A 21155-nucleotide genomic window follows, 5' to 3' on the forward strand; every position below is an offset into this window, starting at 1 on the left:
GAAGCGGTCCCCGGTACTCCTTCATCCACGACTCACGCACGAGGATCTGGTCATGAAATCCGGAATCGATTCGATCAAGGCGGTACTGCTGGTGCTGTGCACCTGGTTGGCAACGGCGGGCAGTGCGCTCGCCGCTGGCCCGGCCGGGCATTGGGATATCGGCCTGCATGGCAATCTGTTCGGCGCCCGTGAGTACCAGGTATGGGTGCCGGCCGGCTATGACGACAGCCGGCCGCTGCCGCTGCTGCTGGTGCTGCATGGCTGTGTGACCGGGCCGAACCTGATGGGCGAGGCGTCAGGCTTCAATGATGTGGCCGACACGGAGGGGTTCATCGTGGTCTACCCCCGGCAGAACGTCACCTCCAATCCGGCCCGCTGCTGGAACTGGCAGTTGCCGATCAACCAGGCCCGCGACAGCGGCGAAGCATCGATCCTGGCCGGCATCGTGGACAAGGTGAAAGCGGGCTACAGCGTGGATCCGCACCGGGTCTATGTCACCGGCATTTCCGCGGGCGGCGCGATGACCTCGATCATGCTGGCCTGCTATTCGGATGTGTTCGCTGCCGGCGCGATCCATTCCGGTGGCATGTTCAAGGGTGCGACCACGATTTCGGGTAGCGCCTATGCGTTGCTGGCCGGCAGCATCTATTCGCCGGACAGCAATGGCCGTCTGGCCTGGCAGTGCTCGGGCTCGCCGTCGCCCCGACCGCTGCCGGTGCTGGTGTTCCATGGCAGCGCCGATCTCACCGTCAATCCGGTGAACGGCCAGCAGGCCGTGCGCCAGTTCCTGCAGACCAATGACCTGGCCGACGATGGCCTGGACAACGATTCGGTGAAGTACCTGCCGACCAGCACCTACCAGGGGCAGGTGCCGGGTGGGCGCGCTTACACCGTGGACACCTATGCCTATGGTGGCAGGACGCTGGTGCAGCACTACGTGGTGCAGGGCATGGGGCATGCCTGGAGCGGCAGCCAGTCCGGCCTGCCGTTCACCGACCCGAAGGGACCGGATGCCACGCTGATCACGTGGTTGTTCCTGAAGGACTACCAGCGCTGAGGGGAAGGACAATCCTTGCCGGTGCGGGAGCCACGCGCTCCCGCATCCGTCAACGTGGCTCCTGCGGCCGCTGATCGTCGGCGTCCGATGCCCGCTGCCGAGTGCCTCGCTCCGCCAGGAAACGCTTGGGCGGCGCCCCCACGGTCTTGCGGAACATGGTCACGAACGCTCCGGCACTGTCATAGCCCAGGTGGTCCGCAACGGCCTGTACTGTCCTGCCTTTGGCCAGCAGCGGCAGCGCGACCACAACATGCAGCTGCCTGCGCCAGCGCCTTACGCTTAAACCGGTTTCTCCAGAGAACAGGCGCGACATGTTGCGCTCGCTCATTCCAATCCGGCTCGCCCAGACTTCAAGCGTTGCCCGTTCGGCTGGCGTGTCCAGCATTGCGTTGGCAAGCCGGCGCAACCTTGCATCAGATGGCATGGGCAGATGGAGCCACTCCGGTGGCGCGGCGATCAGCTCATCCAGGAACACGGCCATCAGGCGGTCCTGCGCGCTGCCGGGCTCGTAGTGCCCGGGAAGGGCGGACGCCCGCTCCAGCAGGGCCTGCATGAACGGGGTGATCGCCATTGCAGCGCAGTGCGTCGGCAGCCCCGGCACGACACCGGGTTCCACGAACACCACGAACCCGTGCGGCCGCCCACTGCTGCTGGCCCGATGGGACAGGCCACCGGGAATCCAGATCGCACCCTGTGGGGGAACCACCCACAGGCCGGCTGCAGTCTCCAGCATGATCAAGCCGCGCGTGGCAACCAGCAGCTGTGCCTTCCGGTGCGCATGGAAGGGCATCTGCCAGGCATCTGGAATGGGGTCCAGCCCAAGCACCATCACCGGAAGATCGACACGGTCCGGGTAGTCGGGCCCAATCTCGCTCAGCCCTGCAATCGAAATCTCCACGGCGGCGCCTAGGTCCGAGAGGGACGCCGCACAGCACGGTGGCGCTCACTGGTCATCGTGTGCCGACCCCGGTTGGCGCCGGTGCCAGACACAGATCAGTCCCATCAGGACATGGACGATCGGCGTGTCCTTTCCTGCGGGCTCGGTGGTCCGTGGCTGTTCAATCACGCTGACATCCTCTCTTGTTGAGGATGAGAAGCGTATGGGTCAACCCGACAGGCGTCATTCGACAGTTCCGCCAGGTGATTCACCAATCCGGCCATCTCTGTCGACGTGGCCCCAGGGAGGGGAGGGTTCGGCCCAGGATTACAGCGCCGGAACCGTGATCCTCTGCAGGTCGAGCTTGGCCCTCAGAGCGTAGTGCTTGCGGGTGACCGGCACGACGCAGGTCAGGCGAGGATCGACATAGTCCTTGAACAGCGGCGGACGCGGGGAAGACAGGTAGAATCCGCGATCCTGCTTGACCGCCGCCGGCAGCAGAACCTCGCTGAGGTCGCTGTCGGAGGCATCGGTGACGAGGCAGGGCGCATGGCGGAACCCGAGCCGGCGCAGCAGGTACAGGCGATGGGAGCCATTGGTCAGCACCATGCGCTTGCCAAACCGGGTGGCACTGATCAGGTTGTCACTGAAACCCAGATAGATGACGACGGCGTGGCTGGCTGCGCCGAACGGCTCGTAGTCGGCGATGGCAGCCGGATCGAGGGTCGCCACATCGAGGAAGCGCAGGTCGTTCGAGGTGGACGCGAAGGTGTAGCTGCCATCGGACTGGGTGAAGCGCACTTCCGGATGTGCATGGCCGCCGCTGCGCGCGACAAGCTGCATGACCTCCTGCGCGGTGGGCGAGGCGGTCAGGGATGCCGCCAACTGATCGATGTGACGCAGGTTGATGCACTCCTGGAAGATCACCAGTCGATCGATCTCGACCATCTGCCAACTGCGTGGCAGAACACTCGTCATGCGGTGCATCGAGGGTTGTCGCAGCGTCTGCTCAGCCAGCGGCAGCATCTCATCCGCCAACGCATGGACATTGATGGCGTCGGCCTCACCGGCTTCCTCCTGCTGCAGCCTCAGCACCTCGGCACGTGCCGTCCGCCATTCCTCCACCAGCGCAGCCTCGTCGAAGCGTCCCGGGGGGCAACGCTCCCGTACGAAGCGGATGAGCTTCGGCAGGGGAAACATCCCCTTCAGCAGAAGCGTGGGATCCAGGCCGTCGTCTCTGATCTCGCTGCTCATCCCTCTCGCCTCTCGTAGGTCATATCGACAACGGGCCGCTGGCGTCATCCGTCACGCCAAAATAATATGTTATATCGTAACATTCAGGTGCCTTGGCGGCAATCGCCCTGCAATGTGGCGGCGATGGTGGCTTGGCTGCTCCGTATCCAATGCAACGCGATCCAACGCAATGCGCGGGTACATCCACTGACGATAGGAGATGTTCATGAACGAGCTGATTGAGCTGGGTGTAGTGGCAGGACAGCAGAACCCTGAGGATCAGGGTGTGGGTGGCGAACTGATCGAGCTGGGCTCGGTGGTTTCGGAAACGAAGGCGCACAACCACGGCACGTTGTGGGACGGCGTGTTCCCGACCACGTCGCCCTGATCTGCCGCGCAATGTCGCATCTGCGGTGCATGCCCTGCATGCACCGCTTCTCCGGTTCCGGCGCAGGAGCGCATGATGGAGCAGGCTGCCGCCCCGTATTTCCTGTCAAAGCACGCCCACGTCTGTGTCACCGGCGATGCGATGGTGATTCTGGACCAGGCCACGGGAAAGTATCTTTCCCTTGAAAAACGCGGCGCCGCAGGCCTTGGCAAGCTCGTCCTCGATTGGCCCCTGCAGTCCGACGACGCAAGCACGCCCAGGCTTCTGCAGGCATTGATCGACCGCCGCCTGATCACCGCGGATCCGCAGCAGGGCAAATCCGCTGCCAGCCCTGCCATTGCGCTGCCTCGGTACTGGGCGCGCGAAGGCGCGCCGCGTGGCCGTCCGCCCATCATGGCGCGTGACCTGCGTCGATTCATCGCCTCGTGCGCCCATGCCGCCTGCAGCAGAACGTTCCTTCCTTTCAGTTCCACGGTGTCGGCCGTGTGCCGTCGGGCGGATCGCGGCCACAGCAGGCCGGTAGGCGCTGAAGAACTGGCCCTGCGGGTGCGGGTGTTCGACTGGCTTCGACCCCTGGCCTTCAGGAAGACCGATGAGTGCTTTCTCTACTGCCTGGCGATGCGCGGATTCCTGTCGAACTACGGCATCGTTCCGGCCTGGGTGTTCGCGGTCAGAACCCAGCCGTTCGCCGCGCATTGCTGGCTGCAGCACGGCGATCAGGTGTTGACCGACATTCCCTTCAACCTGCGCCGGATGGTTCCCATCCTGGTGCTGTAACGAAACCTGCCATGTACCGATACATCGCCGTGCTCTGGAACACCCACTCGGAATCCGCGACGGCGCAGGCGGAACGCATCGTGGAAAGGATCGGCGCCAGGCTGCCCGGCATCGCCTGCGTGTTGAACGACAATGGCGCGGCGATCCATGTGCAGAGCGACAACCACGGCTATTTCGAATGCAATCGCTCGAACTCGCTGGTGGTACTGGGCAAGCTGTTTCACAAAACGTTCGGCGAAGGCAAAGTGCCTTGCTGCGTGAACCTGGATCCCGCCACAGCGGACGCCGCCTGCAGCAGCCAGGGCCGCAGCATCGTAGAACACTACTGGGGCCGCTACGTGGCGTTCGGCTTCCAGCAGGAAACGTCGAGCTGGTTCGTCCTGCGCGATCCCACTGCGGAGATCCCGTGCTATATGACCACGGTGGGCCAGTTGACGCTGGTCTTCTCCAACATGGAAGACTGCCTGATGCTGGGTCTGCGCGAATTCAGCGTTGACTGGTCCTTCCTGTCGTACTCGCTGCTGTACCCGTTTCGTGATGGCCTGCAGACCGGCTTCCAGGAGGTCACGGCGGTCGAAGCGGGTGAAGCGGTTTCAATCCGCGATGGAGAGCCGGTGGGCCGGCACTGCCAGTGGGACGTGGTGCGGCTGGCCCGCAGCGCGCCGATCGAAGATCTTCAGGAAGCCGTGTCGCTGGCGCGTTCCACGCTGCTGGGCTGCATCGGTGCACTGGCCAGCCCGCACCGGCGCATCCAGCTGCAGCTGTCAGGCGGGCTGGATTCCTCGATCATCCTGGCCGGCCTGTTGCAGGCGCCGTCGGCACCGGAGGTGACGTGTGTTCACCACTACGATGAGGGCATCGGCGCCGACGAACGGCTGTTCGCGCGGATGGCAGTGCAAGGGGCCAGTGATTCCTCGGGCAGGCGTTGCGAATACATCGAGTACCGAAGGCAACCTCACTGCGCGCTGGAAGAGATCATGACCTTCCCGTGTACAGCCCGGCCGGCGCATTGTTCCGGCTATCTTCTCCACCGCCGTGACGTGGCCTTCGACGGTGACACCGTGCAGTTCACCGGTGTTGGCGGTGATGCGGTGTTCCTGCGTTTCAAGGGCAATGCCGCTGCGATCGACTACGCCTGGCGGCGCGGCATCGACCGGGACTTCTTCCGCGTCGCCTTCGAAACCGCGCAGTCCGGCGATTCACTGTACGGGGTGCTGAAGGATGCGATGGTCCATGGTCTGCTCAAGCGGCCAGGCAGCATCAATGGCCGTTGGGGCAAACCGTGCCCATGGGTGCGGGTGGACCGCGCCGAACAGGATGGCATGCAGCCGGCCTGGTTGCGGCACGCGCAGGCGCAGGGGCATCGCGTATCACCCTACAAGCTGGCCCATATTGGCCGCATGGTGTTTCCGACCAGCGTCCTTGATCCCTTCGAAGGTGCAGGCCACTGGCATGGCGTATCGCCGATCAGTGCGCAGCCGCTTGTCGAACTGTTCGCGCGCATTCCGCTGCACCTGCTCATCGCGGACGCGGAAGACCGCACCATCGCGCGGCGTGCAATGAAAGGCCTGTTGCCGGAGGTGCTGCTGTCGCGGAAGGTGAAATCCTATCTGGATGATCACTCCGTGGCGGTCACCCAGGGGCACCAGCAGTTCATCAGGAATCTGCTGGTCGATGGAATGCTGGCCAGGCGCGGCTATCTCGACAGCGCGCTGGCCGATGCGGGCATCCAGCAGGTCGGCCCGGACCACTCGTCGCAGGTGCTCGGCATCTTCGGCCCGCAGATCAACATCGAAGCGTGGCTGCGGCGCTGGTCCGGCCAGCGTGGCGCGCAGGCGGCCGCCGTGGCCTAGGCGCTGCGGCTCATTTCTTCCAGGTACAGGCTCTCAAGATCGTTCGCGGTGATCGTGCTGGCATCAAGCGTCCTGCGCAGGCGGCCGGCCCGCATCAGGCCGATCGTGGTCGCCACTTCCCGGGCGCGGAACAGATCGTGGGTGGCCATCAGGATCGCCGTGCCGCGATCGCGTTCCCGCACGATCAACTCATGGAATTCGGCTGACGCCGTTGGATCCAGGCCCGAGGTGGGTTCATCCAGCAACAGGGCGCTGGCTTCCTTGACGATGGCCAGTGCGATGCCGACCTTCTGCCGCATGCCCTTGGAATAGAGACCCACGCGTCGCCCGAATGCGTCGCTCGCCAGGCCGGCGGACCTGAGTGCGTCCTTCAACCGCGCTGGCGAGCGTTCCTCGACACCGGCCAGGCGGGCGAAGTAGTCCAGATTCTCGTAGCCGGTCAGCTCGTCGTACAGCGCGACGGTCTCGGGGATGTACAGCAGCCGCCGGCGTACCTCCTGCGGCTGCTGGTGCGCACTGAGACCGTCCACTTCGGCCGCACCGGAGGTGGGTTTCAGAAAGCCAAGGAACAGCTTGATGGTGGTCGACTTGCCGGCGCCGTTGGCGCCCAGCAGGCAGAAGATCTCGCCGGGCTTCACCTCGAAGCTGACGTCATCCAGCGCCCGATGTGCACCGTGTTCCATGACCAGGCTTTTTGCAGACAGCATGTGGACGTCTCCTCAGGGCGTTGCCAGCCGGCTGCGCAATGCACCGGCTGCAAGCAGGACAAGCAGGGTGGCAATGATCAGTACGGCGAGATCGGCGAGGACACCACGTTGGGCGACGCCGGCTGTTTCGTGGAACTGGAAGCGGGGCAGGGTGTCGTACTCTTCGAAGGTCTGCGGCGCGTCACGATCCAGATAGGCCTTGTGCAACAGCCGCCGCGCCTGCCAGAAGGAGTGGACCTGCCCCTGGAAGTCGAGCGCGCGGTCGGCATCCGAGCCTGCGATGCGGTCGAGCGCGTCCTGTGTCGCGACGGCCGGCAGCAGCAGCCGCACCTTGTCCAGAACCTGGCGATGTGCGGCCTCGGCCTGCGCATGCGAGGCGATCAGGCGTTCCAGTTCCCGGTCAGCTGCAACCCGATCGGCGTAGGCCTGGCGCACAGTGTCGGAGATGACGGGGGACGGCGAATTCACTGGCGCCGACGTCGCATGCTCGCGCCGCTGGCGCGTGGCGATGTCGGACTGCATCGCCTTTACTTCGGTGGCGAACTGCATCTGTGACGGCGGCGGCGCGATCAGATTCACCGTGGCCAGCGCCAGCGACGGCGCCATGACCACGATCAGCAGCCACAGCGCGCCGGCGGCGATGGCCGCCTCGTTGGTGCGCCGGGCAAGGCAGCCGATCAGCAGTGCAAGGGCCAGCCAGAACGCGCCGTACAGGAGGACGGTCAGGGCCAGCATGGCCAGGCCCGCAGGACTGCGCGCGCCGGCCCCGATCGTCACCGCCAGGAGGATGGCCAGTGCGGGCAGCAGCACCATCAGGCCACGGGCCAGCACCTTGACCACCAGCAGACGCGTTGCCGCCACCGGCTGTGACAGCACCAGCGCCGCGATGCCGCGCTCGCGCTCACGTGACCACAGATCGTGGGTGGCCACGAGAATGACCAGCGGCAGCAGGAAGACGATGACGAAGGCGAGGTCGAACCGTCCCGCAACCCGTGCCGCTGGATTGCCGATGTCGGCCCAAACGTGCTTGAGCAGCAGGGTCGGATCGCCCAGCGCGACCACATCGGCGGTGTAGGGGTAGGCGTCTGCCTGGCCGATCGACAGCGTTGCCATGGCGGCGGGCGCCAGCACCGGCTGGGCGCGGGGCAGCACCGAGGGCGCCTTGCCGACGAATGCCCGGCTGCGTTCCTTCGTCTGTTGTTCTTCCTGCTTGATCAGGGCGATGGCCGCCTCGCGCTGGTCCACCCACGCGCGGCCGTTCCACGCGGCGTAGGCACCCAGCCCGAGCAGCAGGACAAGCAGCACCGGCAGCGCTCGATCGCGCAGCAATCGGCGGATCTCATAGCGGGCAATCGACACAACGTTCATGGCGATCTCCCCAGCTTCCGTGCGGAGATGAGCACCACCACGCAACCCAGCATCAGCCAGGCCAGCAGAATGACGAGATTTCCGCGCTGCGCGGTAGCGGTACCGGCCAGGGTCTGTTGCGGCGGCCGGTAGTGCACTGAACGGGTGATGCCGGCGATGTCGGCCACGTGCTTCCCGCCTTGTGGTGCCTTGTGCAGTTTCACTTCCTGGTTGAGTGCCTGGATCAACCGATAACGGTAGTCCTCCACGCCGCGCAGGAACGCCAGATGCGCCGGGAAATCCGTGCCGGCGAAGGCGCGCGACCAGGACTGCAGCGCCAGCGTCGGCGAGGCAAGGCCAAACAGGCGCTGGGTGGCGTCCTGCTGCTGGTAGGTGGCATGCAGGCGATCGAAATGGCGGTTGTAGACGCGCGTCGAGTTGGCCTCGGCAAACTCCAGCGCCACGCCGCGGAAGTTCAGCGGCAGGTCGTCAACGCTGTCGACCCGGTAGCGTGCCATCAACGCCGCGCGCAAGGCATCAAGGCGTTTGTCGGCCGGGTCATGGCCATCCGCGCCGTTCTCCGCTTCTTCGGTCACGCCGGTCCTGAACGCCGGTGCCGAAGGGGTCGGGTACAGGGATTCGGCAACCGCAGGCGCCACCCTCGGCAGCAGCAGCGTGGACACCACCCAGAAGCCGAGCAGCACGACCAGTGACGTCCGTGCCGAGCCGGCAAGTGCCGACACCCCCACGGTAAGTGCACAGAACACCAGCAGATAGAGCAGGTAGGCGGCCGCCAGTGCGAGCAGGGCGGCAAGATCCGTGGCGTCGCCGTACTGGATGGACAGCCCCGGAAGACTGATCAGCAGCATGGCCATCACCAGCAGCAGCGAGGCGGCCGCCAGGGCAATCAAGCGTCCACAGATCAGCACGCCGGCCGAGGCGCCGGTGCCGAGTTCCTGGCGCAGCGTCTCGCGGGCCACATCGCCGGACAGTGTGGCGAACCCGGCCAGGATGATCAGCAGCGGCGCCACCACCTGCAGCGCCCACGCCGCAGAGAAGCCCTCGAAACGGCTGAGTGCGGTGCCACCATCCACGGCACGGTGCCGGGCCGGGTTCTGCGCGTGGCCTTCGATGAACACCGAGGTTCCCAGGTAATCCGTCAGCCCCGGGTCCAGTGCAGCCAGTGGCCGCACGGGGGCAGCAATGGCACGCCCCACATGTGCGGCGCTATGCGGGTCGATTGTGCCCTGGCTGTCCCAGAGCCGCGCCTCTTCCTCGCTCATTGCCTGGCGCTCCTGCGCCTGCAGGGTCAGGCGTGCAGCACCACTGAGCACCGATGCTCCCGCAATCAGCAACAGGGCAAGGGCAAGCCACAGCACGCGCCGCTCGCGCCACATCAGCGTGAGCTGGGTTGCCGCAACAGCAAACGTCTGCTGGATGGCGATGACGGTCCGCGACAGGGCAGGGGTATCGGCGCGCATGGCGGCTTACCAGCGGTGGGTCAGCGACATGGACAGGAAGCGGCCCAGCGCTGTCGCATTGGTGGGGTCGTAGCCGGTGTTGATGCTGTTGACGATGAACGGCGGATCCCGGTCGAGCAGGTTCTGCACGTTGAACGCAAGCGATGTGCCACGCTGCGAATCTGCCGATGGACCGAAGTGGTAGGCGAGATTCAGATCGACGGTCGACCACGAGCTGACGTGCGGCCGCGCGACATTGGCGGGGTCGCGATAACTGTCCACGTAGTTCACGAAGATCCCCGCCGCGGCCTGCTGCCGGCTGAGCGTGATGCCGCCGCGCATCTTGAGGTCCACCGGGTAGTACACCGAATTCACCGCATCCACCTCGGGCGACGTGCTGGTCACGCGCCGCTTCGACTCGATGATGTACTGCCCGGCCAGGTTCAGCCCGATGTGGGTCTGGCCGGCATCGAAGCCATAGGATCCGCTGAAGTCGACACCACGCTGCCGGGTGAAGGCGTTGTTGCGGAAGCGGTTGTCGAGGATCACCTGGCTGTTGGTTTCGTCCATGCCTGGCGGCAACGCATACGGCCCCACGCGCGAGACGAACAGGCCCAGCCCCGATACGCCCAGCTGGCGTGCCTGCTGGATCTGCTGCTGCGTGGGATTGGTGGTCAGGATGTCTGCGTAAGGTGCGGTGGACTGCAGGAACAGCGACGGGAAGCTGCCGCCGAAGCCGCTGCCGATACGGTCGGCGTATTCGATGTGGTAGTAGTTCGCATCGATCTTGAGCCCCGGCAGCGACGGCGGCGCGAACGAGAAACCGCCGGTCCAGGTCTTGGCCCGTTCGGGGCCCAGATCGGGATTGCCATTGGAGAGCATCATCAGGATGGTGTTGCCGTTGGCTGCGCTCGGATTGGGCACGTTCGCCACCACCACGGTGTTGTTCAACTGCATGTCCTGGTACACCGGCGCCCGGTAGGAACGACCATAGCTGGTACGGAACGAAAGCCCCTGGGTCGCCTCCCACAGCAGGCCGAGCTTGGGATTCAGCGTGGAACCGAAATCGCTGTAATCGTCATAGCGCGCTGCCGCAGTGAAGGACAGGCTGCGCACGCCCGGCATGTCCTTCAGCAGCGGGATGTTGAGCTCGCCGAAGACGGACCTGATCGTTCGATGCAGATCGAGTGGCTTTTCCAGGCCGCGGTGATCGATCAGTTCATAGCCATCGCGGCGGTAGCCCGCGCCGAATGCCGCGCGAACCCCACCGGCGGGCAGGCTGAACAGCTCACCGTCGGCGACCAGGTCCAGGTAACGCGATTCGGAGTTGGTATTGGTGGGCGGCGCGGTACTGGCCGAGCTGCCGGTGATGGTGGTGCGCTGATAGGACACATCGCTCCTGCCGAACCCCGAATCCAGGCGCGCCTGCCACTGACGCGGAAGGTCCAGTGTCAGGCCGGCGAACAGGTCGAACTGGCGCGTATGCGGGAACAACCGGGTTTCGTCGGCCGTGCCGGAAATGGTGGTGTCCATCTCGCGCTTGGCGAACGAGCCGGTCACGTTCAGGGTCAGCACATCGCTGAGCTGCTGCACGCCGTCTACGTACAGGCTGTGGCGCTTCGAACCGGGGTAGAGGTCGTACGGCTTGACCCGCACGTTCTTCGAGAAATCCTTGTCCACCGCCGGCAGGTTGCTCTGCTTCAGGAACTCGTAGTTGGCCAGCACATGGCCACCATCCCACGACCAGCCTGCCGACTGCGAGGCCTGGTATTCCTCCATGCCGCCGGTGGTCACGGCGCCGTAACGCACAGCGGTCTCATACCCGGTGAAGTCGCGGCGCAGGATGATGTTGACTACACCGCCGACCGCATCGGTGCCATAGATGGCCGAGGCACCATCGGTGAGGATCTCCACGCGTTCCACCGCACTCAGCGGTATCAGCGAGACATCCACGTACTGGTAGCGGTTCGACGAGGTCACGCGGTGGCCGTTGATCAGGGTCAACGTGGTGCCGGTTCCCAGACCGCGCAGGTTGATGGCGGTGCCCTGGCCGAAGTTGTTGCCGGTATCGCGGTCGACGCCAAGGTTGGCGACGTTGGCACCATTGGCACCACCGCCGAAGTTCTGCGGCAGTTTCTCGAACAGCTGCTGCACGGTGGCCACGCCGGTGCGGTCGATGGCCTCCTTGTCGATCACGATCACCGGCGAGGCGCCTCCGCCAGTGGCATCGCGGATGTTGCTGCCGACCACCAGCACCTTGTCCAGGGTGGCGGTCGGCGCCTCGGGTGCTGCGCCTGCGGCCCGCGAACGCCGGGCATCGCCGGGGTTCTGGGCGATCGCAGGCACGCTGGCCAACAGTGCAGCGGCAATGCTGAGGGCCATGAGCGCGCGTGGCATGGCAGCGGATACGTTCGTCATTCCCCGGTCCATCGATCCCATCCGAAAGTGGCCTGCGACGTGGCTACGTCGCTCCTGAAGGGATATGTTATAGCATATCATTATGGGGTTGAGTCCACGCCGGAACCAGGCCGATGAAGAAGACTGCTGTTCCGCCGCCCGTCGCTGAAATCCTGGGCACGTACTGGAAGGCTGACCGCAGGCTGCTGCTGCTCATCGCCGGCAGTGTCGTGCTGTCCAGCCTGGCCAATGTTGCGGCGCCCTATCTTTTCTCACGCCTGATCGACCGTCTGCCCATCGACGGGGTCGGCGCTCTCGCGGGCGGCTTCCTGCTGTATGCGGTCATGCTTGGCGCTGGCAGCACCCTGCAGAACACCGTGCAGTACCTGTCGTTCCTTAGCGGCGAGAATCTTGGCTTCATCACCAGTACCCGCTACTTCGCCCGTCTGCTGAAGAAGACCAACAGCTTCTTCCTGGAGTACAACGCCGCCGAGCTGCAGGTTGCAGGGGAGAAAGGCCGTGGCGCGCTGAAGATCGTGGTGCAGTTGGGGCTGGTGGCCTTCATTCCCAGCGCGCTGCAGATCCTGCTGACGCTGATAACGCTGGGTGCGTTGATCAACCTGCAGGTGGTGGCCATCGTGCTGGCCTACGGCACGGTAGCCGTCACGCTTTCCGCCATCGCTACCCGGCGCGCACGCATCCATCGCGAAGCTGCGGTCGAGGCCGGCCAGCAGAACGCGCGCTTCGTCGGCAATGCCATGAATGCCATGGAGACGCTGCGCCAGTTCGGCGGCAGCGCCTGGATGGTGCAGCGCTTCGAGCAGAAGGCCCAGGAGGTGCGCGAAAGCTGGCGCGCCTACGTACTGCAGCGGATCGGCTTCATTGCGCTGCTGGGCATCGGCCTGGCGGTCGAGTTCATCGTTACCTTCCATCTGTTGCTGCCGCGCTACCAGAGCGGCGGTCTGAGCGTCGGCGACATCGTCCTGTTCAATCTGCTGCTGCTCCAGCTCAACATGCCGTTCGAGATGATCGCCCGTTCGATCGATGACGTCGCGCGCTCGTGGAGCATGCTGGCTCCGCTTTCCACCTTGTGGGCGGCGCCCGAGGAGCAGCAGGTGGCCGATGCCCAGCGCTTCGCCGGGGAAAGCGGTGGCCTGGCGTTCCAGCAGGTCAGCCACCGCTATGGCAACGGTCGCGGGGTAAGCGATGTGTCCTTCGAGGCCGAACGTGGCGGCATCAATTTCCTGATCGGGCCGACCGGGGCAGGGAAGTCGACGCTGTTCAAGCTCGCCCTGAAATCGATCGATCCCCAGCGTGGCCGGATCCTGGTCGATGGCCTTGACCTGTCCTGGATCGACCGTGCGGCCTGGCATGCCGCTGTCGCGGTGGTTCCGCAGGATGTCATCCTGCTCAACGAAAGCCTGGCCGACAACATCCTGCTCGGGCGCGCGCGTGATGATGATCGGCTGCGGCATGCCGCACGCAAGGCTGCGATCCTGCCGTTGATCGAGGCGCTGCCCGAGGGGCTGGAAACCACGGTGGGCGAGCGGGGCCTGAAGTTGTCCGGCGGGGAACGCCAACGCATCGCGATTGCCCGTGCACTGTATGGCGAGCCGGCGATCCTGTTTCTGGACGAGGCAAGCTCCGCGCTGGATGAGGCCACTGAACGCGAGATCATGGACCATATCCGCGCACTGGCGAACGATGTAACCGTGGTGGCCATCACCCATCGGCGGGGCATCGTGAGCCCGACTGACCGGGTGATTGATCTCGGGAGCGATGCTTAGGGCCAGGAGGCGCTCCGCAGCCAGCGTGTTCGTCTCGACAATCGGCTATCGTGAGCGCTCTTTCCTGATCGCCCTTCAAGCGCCAACGCATGGAAGCCACTTCGATGACCGTTCGAAACAGACGTTGGTTTCATGCCTTCGTCGTGTCCGTCGTACTCCTTGGTGCCGGATGCACGGGCGGGAAGGCGCCATCGAAGGAACCGGGGGCAGAGATCGACGAGGTTGCGCAGACCCTGATCGAGCAGCCCTTGCTGCACTCGGCCTCCATTGGCGTGGTGTACCGGGGCAGGACCTTCATCCGCCATCGCGGCGATATGGTGGCCGGTACAGCCGGCGCGCCGACCGATGCCACGCTCTATGAGATCGGCTCACTGAGCAAGACGCTGGCCGGCACCTTGATGGCCAATGCGGTGCTGGAAGGCAGGGTGGGCCTGGAGGATGACGTTCGCACGTACCTGCAGGGCGACTATCCCAACCTGCAGTACCAGGGCCAACCCATCCGCGTCCGCCACCTGCTGTCGCACACCAGTGGCCTGCCGAACATGCTGCCGGAGCGCGCGAACACGGTACTGGAGGACTTTACCGATCACCGCACGCCGGGCGAACTCAATGCGCTCTATGCGCACTACGGCAAGCCGGATTTCCTCCGGGACCTGCACGCCGTGCAGATCCCGCGGATGCCAGGCAAGGAGTACGCCTACTCCAGCGCAGGGACCGAGCTGGCGGCGCATGTTCTGGAGGTGGCCTACAAGACCGACTACGCGTCACTGCTGCGTGGCTTCTTCAGCGACACCGCGGCGATGACCGGCCTCCGGATCAGGCTGGATGATGCCGAAGCGCCGCGGTTGGCGGCCGGCTATCACAGCGACAATCCCGTACCGACCACGCCGATGCCGCAGTTGCCATGGGGCGCTTCCGGAAACGTCAAAGCAACCGTCCCGGACATGGTGAAGTACCTTCGGTTCCAACTGGCCAATGGGCCGGTGGTAAAGGAATCGCATCGCGCCCTGGCCAGATTCGACGACGAGTTCAGCATCGGCTACTTCTGGAACATCGTCGCCGGCGATCGCCAGAAGGGCGTCTACTATGCCCACCACGGTGGCGTACCGCGCTCACAGTGCTACATCTACATCATGCCGGAGCACGATCTGGGCATCTTCGTGATCACCAACCAGAGTGGCGACCAGACCGCGCATGCCATGGAAGCGGCGATCGATGCCCTGGTCGGGAAGATTGCTGCAAGCGAGACCCCATAGTCCGGGTGGCGCCCGGCAGCGCCCGACTAGAGCAGCAACAGCGCCCCGATCAGCGCAGGCGGCATCACCAGCGCACCGACGCGCAGGAAGTCGAGCGCGCTGACATGCTCGCCCTCGCGGCGCAGCGCCACCAGCCACAGCATCGTGGCCAATGAGCCGGTCACCGACAGGTTGGGGCCCAGGTCCACGCCGACCAGCAATGCGGCGCGGGTCTGTGCCGGCAGATCGGCCATCTGGCCCAGCGAGCCTGCGGCGAGGCCGACCGGCAGATTGTTGGCCACGTTGCTCAGCAGCGCGACCGCGCCACCGGCCAGCCAGCTGGCCTGGTGTGGGGAAGCCTGCGCAACGGCCTGCAGCGCGCTGGCCGCCGTCTGGATGACACCGGTCTGGGCCACTGCTTCCACCAGCACGAACAGGCCGGCCACCAGCGGCAGCACGCCCCAGGACACATGGCGCAGCAGCGGCAACGGACTGCGCCGCTGGCGCATCGCCACTACTGCCACACTCAGCGTGCCTGCGCAGAACGTGGCCAGGCCGAGCGGGCCGTTCAGTGCGGACGTCACCAGCAGCACGGTGCCGGTGAACAACACGCCCAGCGCGCTCAGCCGGCCACCTTCGGTCAGCGGGCGATGCTCCGGCGCCGCCACCAGCGGCTGCGCGATCTCGCGCCGATGCACCCAGCGCAACACCAGATAGGTGGCACCGATCGCGGCCAGTGACGGCATCGCGAACTGTGCCAGCCACTGCATCAAGGGTGGCATGTGCTGGCCGTACACCACCAGGTTGGCCGGGTTGGAAATGGGCAGCACGAAGCTGGCCGCATTGGCGATGAAGGCGCAGACGAACAGATAGGGCAGGGGGTTGGCACGGGCGGCCTTGCAGGCGGCGTAGACCGCCGGGGTCAGCACCACCGCCGTGGCATCGTTGGAAAGGAACACGGTCACCAGCGTGCCGACCAGGAACACCAGGTCGAACAGGCGTCGTCCCGAGCCTCCCGCATGACGGACCGCGTACAACGCCAGCCAGTCGAACAGGCCTTCGCGCCGGGCCAGCTCGGCCAGCACCATCATGCCGACCAGGAACAGATAGACATCGCGGCCCTCGGCCACCGCGTGCAAGGTCGTGCCGACCGACATCGCTCCCAGCAGCGGAAGCAGAAGGGCAGCCCCCAGTGCCCACACGTACTCCGGAATGCGGAATGGCCGGAACAGCAGGCCTGCGGTGGCAACGGCCACGGCCGCCCAGATGAGGAAAGAGGAGTAGGAAACGAGCATCGGGCGGGGTGTCTCAGCGGCGCCGACGCGTACCTCGCAGGAGCGCGCCCGCTGCAATCATGGCAGTTCGGGGAAGGCGGCATCATACTCCGTGAGCCGCGCCCGAGCTGTGGAGCCCAGCCCATGCTTATCTGCTTGCCGCGTGCCCCCGGCACCCACGCTCCGCGAACGTTTTCTTCGGGCGCTCTTCACCGTCGCTCCGCTTAGAGTGAAGGCCACTCAAAGTGTCACGCATGGAATCAACGATGTCCGAATACCGGGACTGGATCTTCAATGCCAACGGCCGAACCCTGGTGGCCCGGGTGGAGCTGGATGGCGACGGCGGCGGCACCATCAACCGCTACCAGTTGACTCCGGGTCCCGCGCAATCCGGGCTGTGCATCAAGGTGGCCTCGCAGGCCGAAGCCGCAAAGAAGCTCGAAACCGAGGTGGAGAAGCTGCTCGGCCCAGAGTGGTAAAAAGGGCTTCGCTGCGGCAGAAGCGTTGTGAGGTTGCCAGCGCCACTCCGCAATCTCAGTCCATGCGACGGCCGACCGTATTCTTCCGGCCATGCATTCGCCCTCCAGCCCTCCCGATTTCATGACGACCCGCCGGCCCTCCGGCTGGGTGCAGAGCGGTGACCGCTGGGACCTGTGGTGGAACGGTCGCTGCGTGGCCAACGTCGTGCCGCATGCCGTGCTCGGTGTCCGCCTGTTCCTCGACGCGCGGAAAATGTCGCAGACCAAGGTGGTGGCTGTCGCGAATGCGCGGCAGGCCAAGCGCTACGCCGAACGCTGGTGCGCCGCCCGGCTCTGCCCGCAGTTGCGGTTGCGCGATGCGGTGGCGCGGCTGCTGGATGCCGGTACTCCACCACCTTCCGCGCTCACGCGGGAGCAGCGGCAGCAGGCCCGCCGCCTGGCCGAGGCCGGGGCGCGCGAGATGGGCCGGATCAAGGAGGCGCTGGCGCTGAGACGGACCCCTGCGATGTCGCGAGCGCAGGAGCAGGCACGCCCGCTACCCAGATAGAACCTCGGCCACGTGGTCCTGCGCGCACCTATAATGCTGCCCCGGCCCCGATCACTTGCTGATCAAGGCACCTGCCGGGTCTACCTGCGGCATCCATCTGGAGTTGATCAAGAATGCAGACGTTCACGGAAGAATGGATTGGCGCCCTGCGGCGCGTCGCACTCTGTGCGGGACTGGCTGCCCTGGCCTGCAGCACGCCTGCGCTTGGCAATGACAACGCAGCCGAGCGGGATCGCGTGATGGCTGCGGCGAAGACCGGCAACGCGGAAGCCCAGAATGAACTTGGAGACAGGTATCTGCGCGGCGCAGGCGTCGACAGGGACGCAGCGAAGGCAGCGGACTGGTACCGCAAGGCGGCCGATCAGGGCTATGCGCCGGCACAGTCCATGCTGGGTGTGCTGTATCTGCGAGGCAATGGCGTGCCGAAGGATCCCGCTCAGGCCCTGCACTGGGTACGCAAGGCTGCCGATCAGGGCAATGCGGACGCACAGTCCGATCTCGGGATCATGTACCTGCAGGGCCTGGGCCCGCAGCAGGATGATGCCCAGGCTGTCCTGTGGCTCCGCCGAGCCGCTGAGCTCGGCTCGCCGGCCGGGCAGTACAGCCTTGCCAATCTCTATCAGAAGGGACGCGCCGGCCTCGCGAAAGACGAGGCCCAGGCCATGCAGTGGTATGCCAGGGCAGCCGTGCAGGAGCTCGGCCGAGCGGGAGTCAAGGAGGCCCGTCTGGAGCTGTGCCTGAATCGCAAGGAGAACGAGGTGTGGTGTGCCGAGATGGACACGCCCGGCGCGTTTGGCCCGCTTGAAGCATTCACAGCGGCTGCCGATGGCGGTGATGTGGAGGCGCAGACCAGGCTCGCCCTGATGTATGCCAAGGGTATCAGCGTAGAGAAGGATGAGGCCCGATCCGCCGACCTCTATCGCAAGGCGGCTATGGCGGGCTACGCGCCTGCACAGGCCGAGCTGGGATACCTGTACTCCATCGGGCATGGGGTGCCCAAGGACCAGGATGAGGACATCTACTGGACCTGTGAGGCTGCAGCGCAGGGAAACCGCAGGGCGATCCGCAATCTGGCCATCAAGCAGACCTACGATCTGTTCGATCCGAAGGAGTGCCCCGAGCGACGCGCGCGCAAGCGCTGAGTGCAGATGCGTCCGGACCCCGCACAGAGGTCCGGACGCAGATCGCTTGCAGCGGTTACGCCGAGAGCTCCTCGCGCACGATCCTGGCCCCTTCGCTGAGCGCCCGCAGCTTGCCCCGTGCCACGTCACGGGCCAGCGGCGCCATGCCGCAGTTGGTGCTCGGGTAGAGCTTGTCGGCATCCACGAACTGCAGCGCCTTGCGCAGGGTGTTGGCCACTTCCTCGGCCGTCTCCACCGTGCTGGAGGCCACGTCGATGGCGCCCACCATCACCTTCTTGCCGCGCACCAGCTCGATCAGATCGATCGGCACGTGCGAGTTGTGGCATTCCAGCGAGATGATGTCGAGGTTGGAGGTCTGCAGCTTCGGGAACGACTCTTCATACTGGCGCCATTCCGAACCCAGCGTCTGCTTCCAGTCGGTGTTGGCCTTGATGCCGTAGCCGTAGCAGATGTGCACGGCAGTCTCGCACTTCAGCCCTTCGATCGCGCGCTCCAGTGCGGCCACGCCCCAGTCGTTCACTTCGTCGAAGAACACGTTGAAGGCCGGCTCATCGAACTGGATGATGTCGACGCCAGCGGCTTCCAGCTCCTTCGCTTCCTCGTTGAGGATCTTCGCGAATTCCCAGGCCAGCTTCTCACGGCTCTTGTAATGCGCGTCGTACAGGGTGTCGATCATGGTCATCGGGCCGGGCAGGGCCCACTTGATCGGTTGCGTGGTCTGCCGGCGCAGGAACTTCGCATCCTCCACGAACACCGGCTTGGGGCGGCTCACGGCGCCGACCACGGTCGGCACGCTGGCGTCGTAGCGGTTGCGGATGCGCACGGTTTCGCGCTTCTCGAAGTCGACGCCGCTGAGATGCTCGATGAAGGTGGTGACGAAGTGCTGCCGGGTCTGCTCACCGTCGCTGACGATATCGATGCCGGCGTGCTGCTGTTCCTGCAGGGACAGGCGCAGGGCATCCTGCTTGCCTTCGGTCAGGCCTTCATCCTGCAGCTTCCAGGGTGACCAGAGCTTTTCGGGCTCTGCCAGCCAGGAGGGCTTGGGCAGGCTGCCGGCGGTGGAGGTGGGGAGCAGTTTCTTCGTCGACATTGCGTCTTGTGTCCTGGGGGCGAATGGAAAATCGATGGATCAGCGGGCAGCCCACTGTTCAAGCACGGCGCGGTACGGCTTGATGAAGTGCTCTTCGGTGAACCTGCCCTGCTTGACCGCCAGCTGGCTGCGCTCTTCGCGGTCGTAGACGATGCGGGTGGAGGAGTAGTCCTGGTGCTTCAGGCTGGGCTGGTAGACCTTGCCGGCCACGGAGTTGGCGTTGTAGATCTCCGGGCGATAGATCTTCTGGAAGGCCTCCATCGTGCTGATGGTGCCAATCAGTTCCAGGTTCGAGTAGTCGCCCAGCAGGTCGCCGCGGAAATAGAAGGCCAGCGGCGCAACACTGCCCGGCGGCATGAAATAGCGCACCTGCAGGCCCATCTTGTCGAAGTACTGGTCGGTGGGGGAGAACTCGCCTTGCCGGTACTCCACGCCCAGGATGGGATGGTGGTTCTCGGTGCGGTGGTAGGTCTTGCTGCTGGAGACGCTGATGCAGATCACCGGCGCCTTGCTGAAGTTGGCGCGGTAGGCGTCCGATTCCAGGAAGTGCTGGAACAGTTTGCCGTGAAGATCACCGAAGCCTTCCGGAATGCCGAAGGTGGCCTTTCCCTCGTTGCTGGCCGGCAGTACCACGCTGAAGTCGTAGTCGCGCACATAGGACGAGAAGTTGTTGCCGACGATGCCCTCGGTGCGCGCGCCGGTGTGCGTGTCGACGATGGTCGGGCGCAGCACTTCGATCAGCGGGAACGGATCGCTGCCGTCGGCTCCATCGATGTGCATCTCCACCGAGATGATGTCCAGCTCAACGGCGTAGCGGTCCGCACTCGGGTTGTCCCAGTGCGCCAGATCGTTGAAGCGGTTGTTGATCATGCTGATCGTGTTGCGCAGGTTCTCCTGGCGGGACTCGCCGCGAGCCAGGTTGGCGAAGTTGGTGGTGATGCGCGTGCCGTCAGCGGGCTGGTAGTCCTCGTTGAAAGGGATGCGCGTGATGCTGAAGGTGAAGTTCTCGGTCGTCATGGGCGGCGTTCCGGGTTGCGGGGGTGACATCCGAATGCGGGTCGCTGGCATTCGGCATTCAAAGGACTGCAGCGGTCTCGGCAGTGGCAGGCGCTGCGCGATGGGACAGGGCAAGCAGGGGCAGTGCCCGCTGCACTGCCAGCCGTGCGCGCTGGATCAGGGCCTCGTTGTGCACGCGGCCCTCGGCGAAATCGCGGTCGGTGGCGTAGACGCCGAGGGGCAGGGTGCGCGCCTGGAAGAAGCTGAAGAGCGGCCGCAGCTGATGATCGATCACCAGTGCGTGGCGCTCGCTGCCGCCGGTGGCGGCCAGCAGGATAGGGGTGTCGACCAGCGCATCCTGGTGGATGAAATCGAAGAAGTGCTTGAACAGGCCGGTGTACGAACCGCGGTAGACCGGCGTGGCCACCACCAGTACGTCTGCCTGATAAACGGCCAACAACTGCCCCACCCCAGCCTCGGGCAGCTTCGCGACCCACAGCGCACAGCGC

The 21155-nt window shown here is 65.2% G+C and carries 19 protein-coding genes; 9 read left to right on the forward strand and 10 right to left on the reverse strand.

Annotated features, from left to right (window positions below; translation table 11 throughout):
• Positions 1 to 52 precede the first annotated feature (52 nt).
• Positions 53 to 1057: a PHB depolymerase family esterase gene (locus QRO95_RS06925; protein ID WP_285302076.1), complete on the forward strand. Its 1005-nt coding sequence runs from the start codon at positions 53 to 55 to the stop codon at positions 1055 to 1057.
• Between the two features lie 49 nt (positions 1058 to 1106).
• Here QRO95_RS06925 and QRO95_RS06930 read toward each other — a convergent pair whose 3' ends face one another.
• Entirely contained in the window at positions 1107 to 1955 is an 849-nt protein-coding gene (locus tag QRO95_RS06930) for a helix-turn-helix domain-containing protein (protein WP_285302077.1), read from the reverse strand.
• Positions 1956 to 2261: 306 nt separating this feature from the next.
• The gene (locus tag QRO95_RS06935) at positions 2262 to 3236 is read right to left on the reverse strand and encodes a hypothetical protein (protein ID WP_285302078.1); all 975 of its coding nucleotides are present in this window, start codon (positions 3234 to 3236) and stop codon (positions 2262 to 2264) included.
• A gap of 157 nt (positions 3237 to 3393) precedes the next feature.
• Here QRO95_RS06935 and QRO95_RS06940 point away from each other — a divergent pair, with 157 nt between their 5' ends.
• From QRO95_RS06940 to QRO95_RS06950, 3 genes are all read left to right on the forward strand, one after another.
• Entirely contained in the window at positions 3394 to 3555 is a 162-nt protein-coding gene (locus tag QRO95_RS06940; protein WP_012511114.1) for a hypothetical protein, read from the forward strand.
• Between the two features lie 75 nt (positions 3556 to 3630).
• Positions 3631 to 4332: a lasso peptide biosynthesis B2 protein gene (locus QRO95_RS06945; protein WP_285302080.1), complete on the forward strand. Its 702-nt coding sequence runs from the start codon at positions 3631 to 3633 to the stop codon at positions 4330 to 4332.
• 11 nt (positions 4333 to 4343) lie between these two features.
• On the forward strand, positions 4344 to 6185 hold the full coding sequence (locus tag QRO95_RS06950) for an asparagine synthase-related protein (protein WP_285302081.1): 1842 nt from the start codon (positions 4344 to 4346) through the stop codon (positions 6183 to 6185).
• On the opposite strand, the gene QRO95_RS06955 is transcribed toward QRO95_RS06950, so the two are convergent.
• From QRO95_RS06955 to QRO95_RS06970, 4 genes are read right to left on the reverse strand one after another with little or no spacing between them, the layout of a single operon-like run.
• Positions 6182 to 6892: an ABC transporter ATP-binding protein gene (locus tag QRO95_RS06955; protein ID WP_285302082.1), complete on the reverse strand. Its 711-nt coding sequence runs from the start codon at positions 6890 to 6892 to the stop codon at positions 6182 to 6184. The two genes, QRO95_RS06950 and QRO95_RS06955, sit on opposite strands and share 4 nt — an antisense overlap.
• 12 nt (positions 6893 to 6904) lie before the next feature.
• Positions 6905 to 8260: an ABC transporter permease subunit gene (locus tag QRO95_RS06960; RefSeq protein WP_285302084.1), complete on the reverse strand. Its 1356-nt coding sequence runs from the start codon at positions 8258 to 8260 to the stop codon at positions 6905 to 6907.
• Entirely contained in the window at positions 8257 to 9720 is a 1464-nt protein-coding gene (locus tag QRO95_RS06965) for a DUF3526 domain-containing protein (RefSeq protein WP_285302085.1), read from the reverse strand. Before QRO95_RS06965 ends, QRO95_RS06960 begins: the two co-directional genes overlap by 4 nt.
• A gap of 6 nt (positions 9721 to 9726) precedes the next feature.
• On the reverse strand, positions 9727 to 12117 hold the full coding sequence (locus QRO95_RS06970; RefSeq protein WP_285302086.1) for a TonB-dependent siderophore receptor: 2391 nt from the start codon (positions 12115 to 12117) through the stop codon (positions 9727 to 9729).
• A 113-nt stretch (positions 12118 to 12230) separates the two neighbouring features.
• On the opposite strand from QRO95_RS06970, the gene QRO95_RS06975 reads away from it, so the two are divergent.
• Together QRO95_RS06975 and QRO95_RS06980 are read left to right on the forward strand one after the other, a co-directional pair.
• A complete protein-coding gene (locus QRO95_RS06975; RefSeq protein ID WP_285302088.1) occupies positions 12231 to 13883 on the forward strand; it encodes an ABC transporter ATP-binding protein in 1653 nt (550 codons plus the stop codon).
• 104 nt (positions 13884 to 13987) lie between these two features.
• The gene (locus QRO95_RS06980; protein WP_285302090.1) at positions 13988 to 15139 is read left to right on the forward strand and encodes a serine hydrolase; all 1152 of its coding nucleotides are present in this window, start codon (positions 13988 to 13990) and stop codon (positions 15137 to 15139) included.
• A gap of 26 nt (positions 15140 to 15165) precedes the next feature.
• Here the strand turns inward: QRO95_RS06980 and QRO95_RS06985 are convergent, their stop codons facing one another.
• Positions 15166 to 16413, reverse strand: a complete 1248-nt coding sequence (locus QRO95_RS06985; RefSeq protein WP_285302092.1) for an arsenic transporter — start codon at positions 16411 to 16413, stop codon at positions 15166 to 15168.
• Positions 16414 to 16658: 245 nt separating this feature from the next.
• Here QRO95_RS06985 and QRO95_RS06990 point away from each other — a divergent pair, with 245 nt between their 5' ends.
• From QRO95_RS06990 to QRO95_RS07000, 3 genes are all read left to right on the forward strand, one after another.
• Positions 16659 to 16871, forward strand: a complete 213-nt coding sequence (locus QRO95_RS06990) for a hypothetical protein (RefSeq protein WP_012511105.1) — start codon at positions 16659 to 16661, stop codon at positions 16869 to 16871.
• 91 nt (positions 16872 to 16962) lie between these two features.
• On the forward strand, positions 16963 to 17418 hold the full coding sequence (locus tag QRO95_RS06995; RefSeq protein WP_343237324.1) for a hypothetical protein: 456 nt from the start codon (positions 16963 to 16965) through the stop codon (positions 17416 to 17418).
• Between the two features lie 113 nt (positions 17419 to 17531).
• Positions 17532 to 18560, forward strand: coding sequence for an SEL1-like repeat protein (locus tag QRO95_RS07000; RefSeq protein ID WP_285302094.1), 1029 nt, complete (start codon positions 17532 to 17534; stop codon positions 18558 to 18560).
• A gap of 55 nt (positions 18561 to 18615) precedes the next feature.
• Here the strand turns inward: QRO95_RS07000 and QRO95_RS07005 are convergent, their stop codons facing one another.
• The 3 genes from QRO95_RS07005 to QRO95_RS07015 all read right to left on the reverse strand — a co-directional run.
• Positions 18616 to 19650 (reverse strand): methionine synthase, encoded by a 1035-nt coding sequence (locus tag QRO95_RS07005; RefSeq protein ID WP_049401536.1) that lies wholly within the window; start codon positions 19648 to 19650, stop codon positions 18616 to 18618.
• Positions 19651 to 19689: 39 nt separating this feature from the next.
• Complete coding sequence (locus QRO95_RS07010; RefSeq protein WP_285302097.1) at positions 19690 to 20667, reverse strand: DUF1852 domain-containing protein; 978 nt, start codon at positions 20665 to 20667, stop codon at positions 19690 to 19692.
• Positions 20668 to 20725: 58 nt separating this feature from the next.
• Positions 20726 to 21155, reverse strand: a 430-nt coding sequence (locus tag QRO95_RS07015) for an NAD(P)H-dependent oxidoreductase (protein WP_285302098.1), incomplete at its 5' end; no start/stop codon positions are given.

Source organism: Stenotrophomonas maltophilia group sp. Smal13 (assembly GCF_030236855.1).
GTDB lineage: Bacteria > Pseudomonadota > Gammaproteobacteria > Xanthomonadales > Xanthomonadaceae > Stenotrophomonas > Stenotrophomonas maltophilia_A.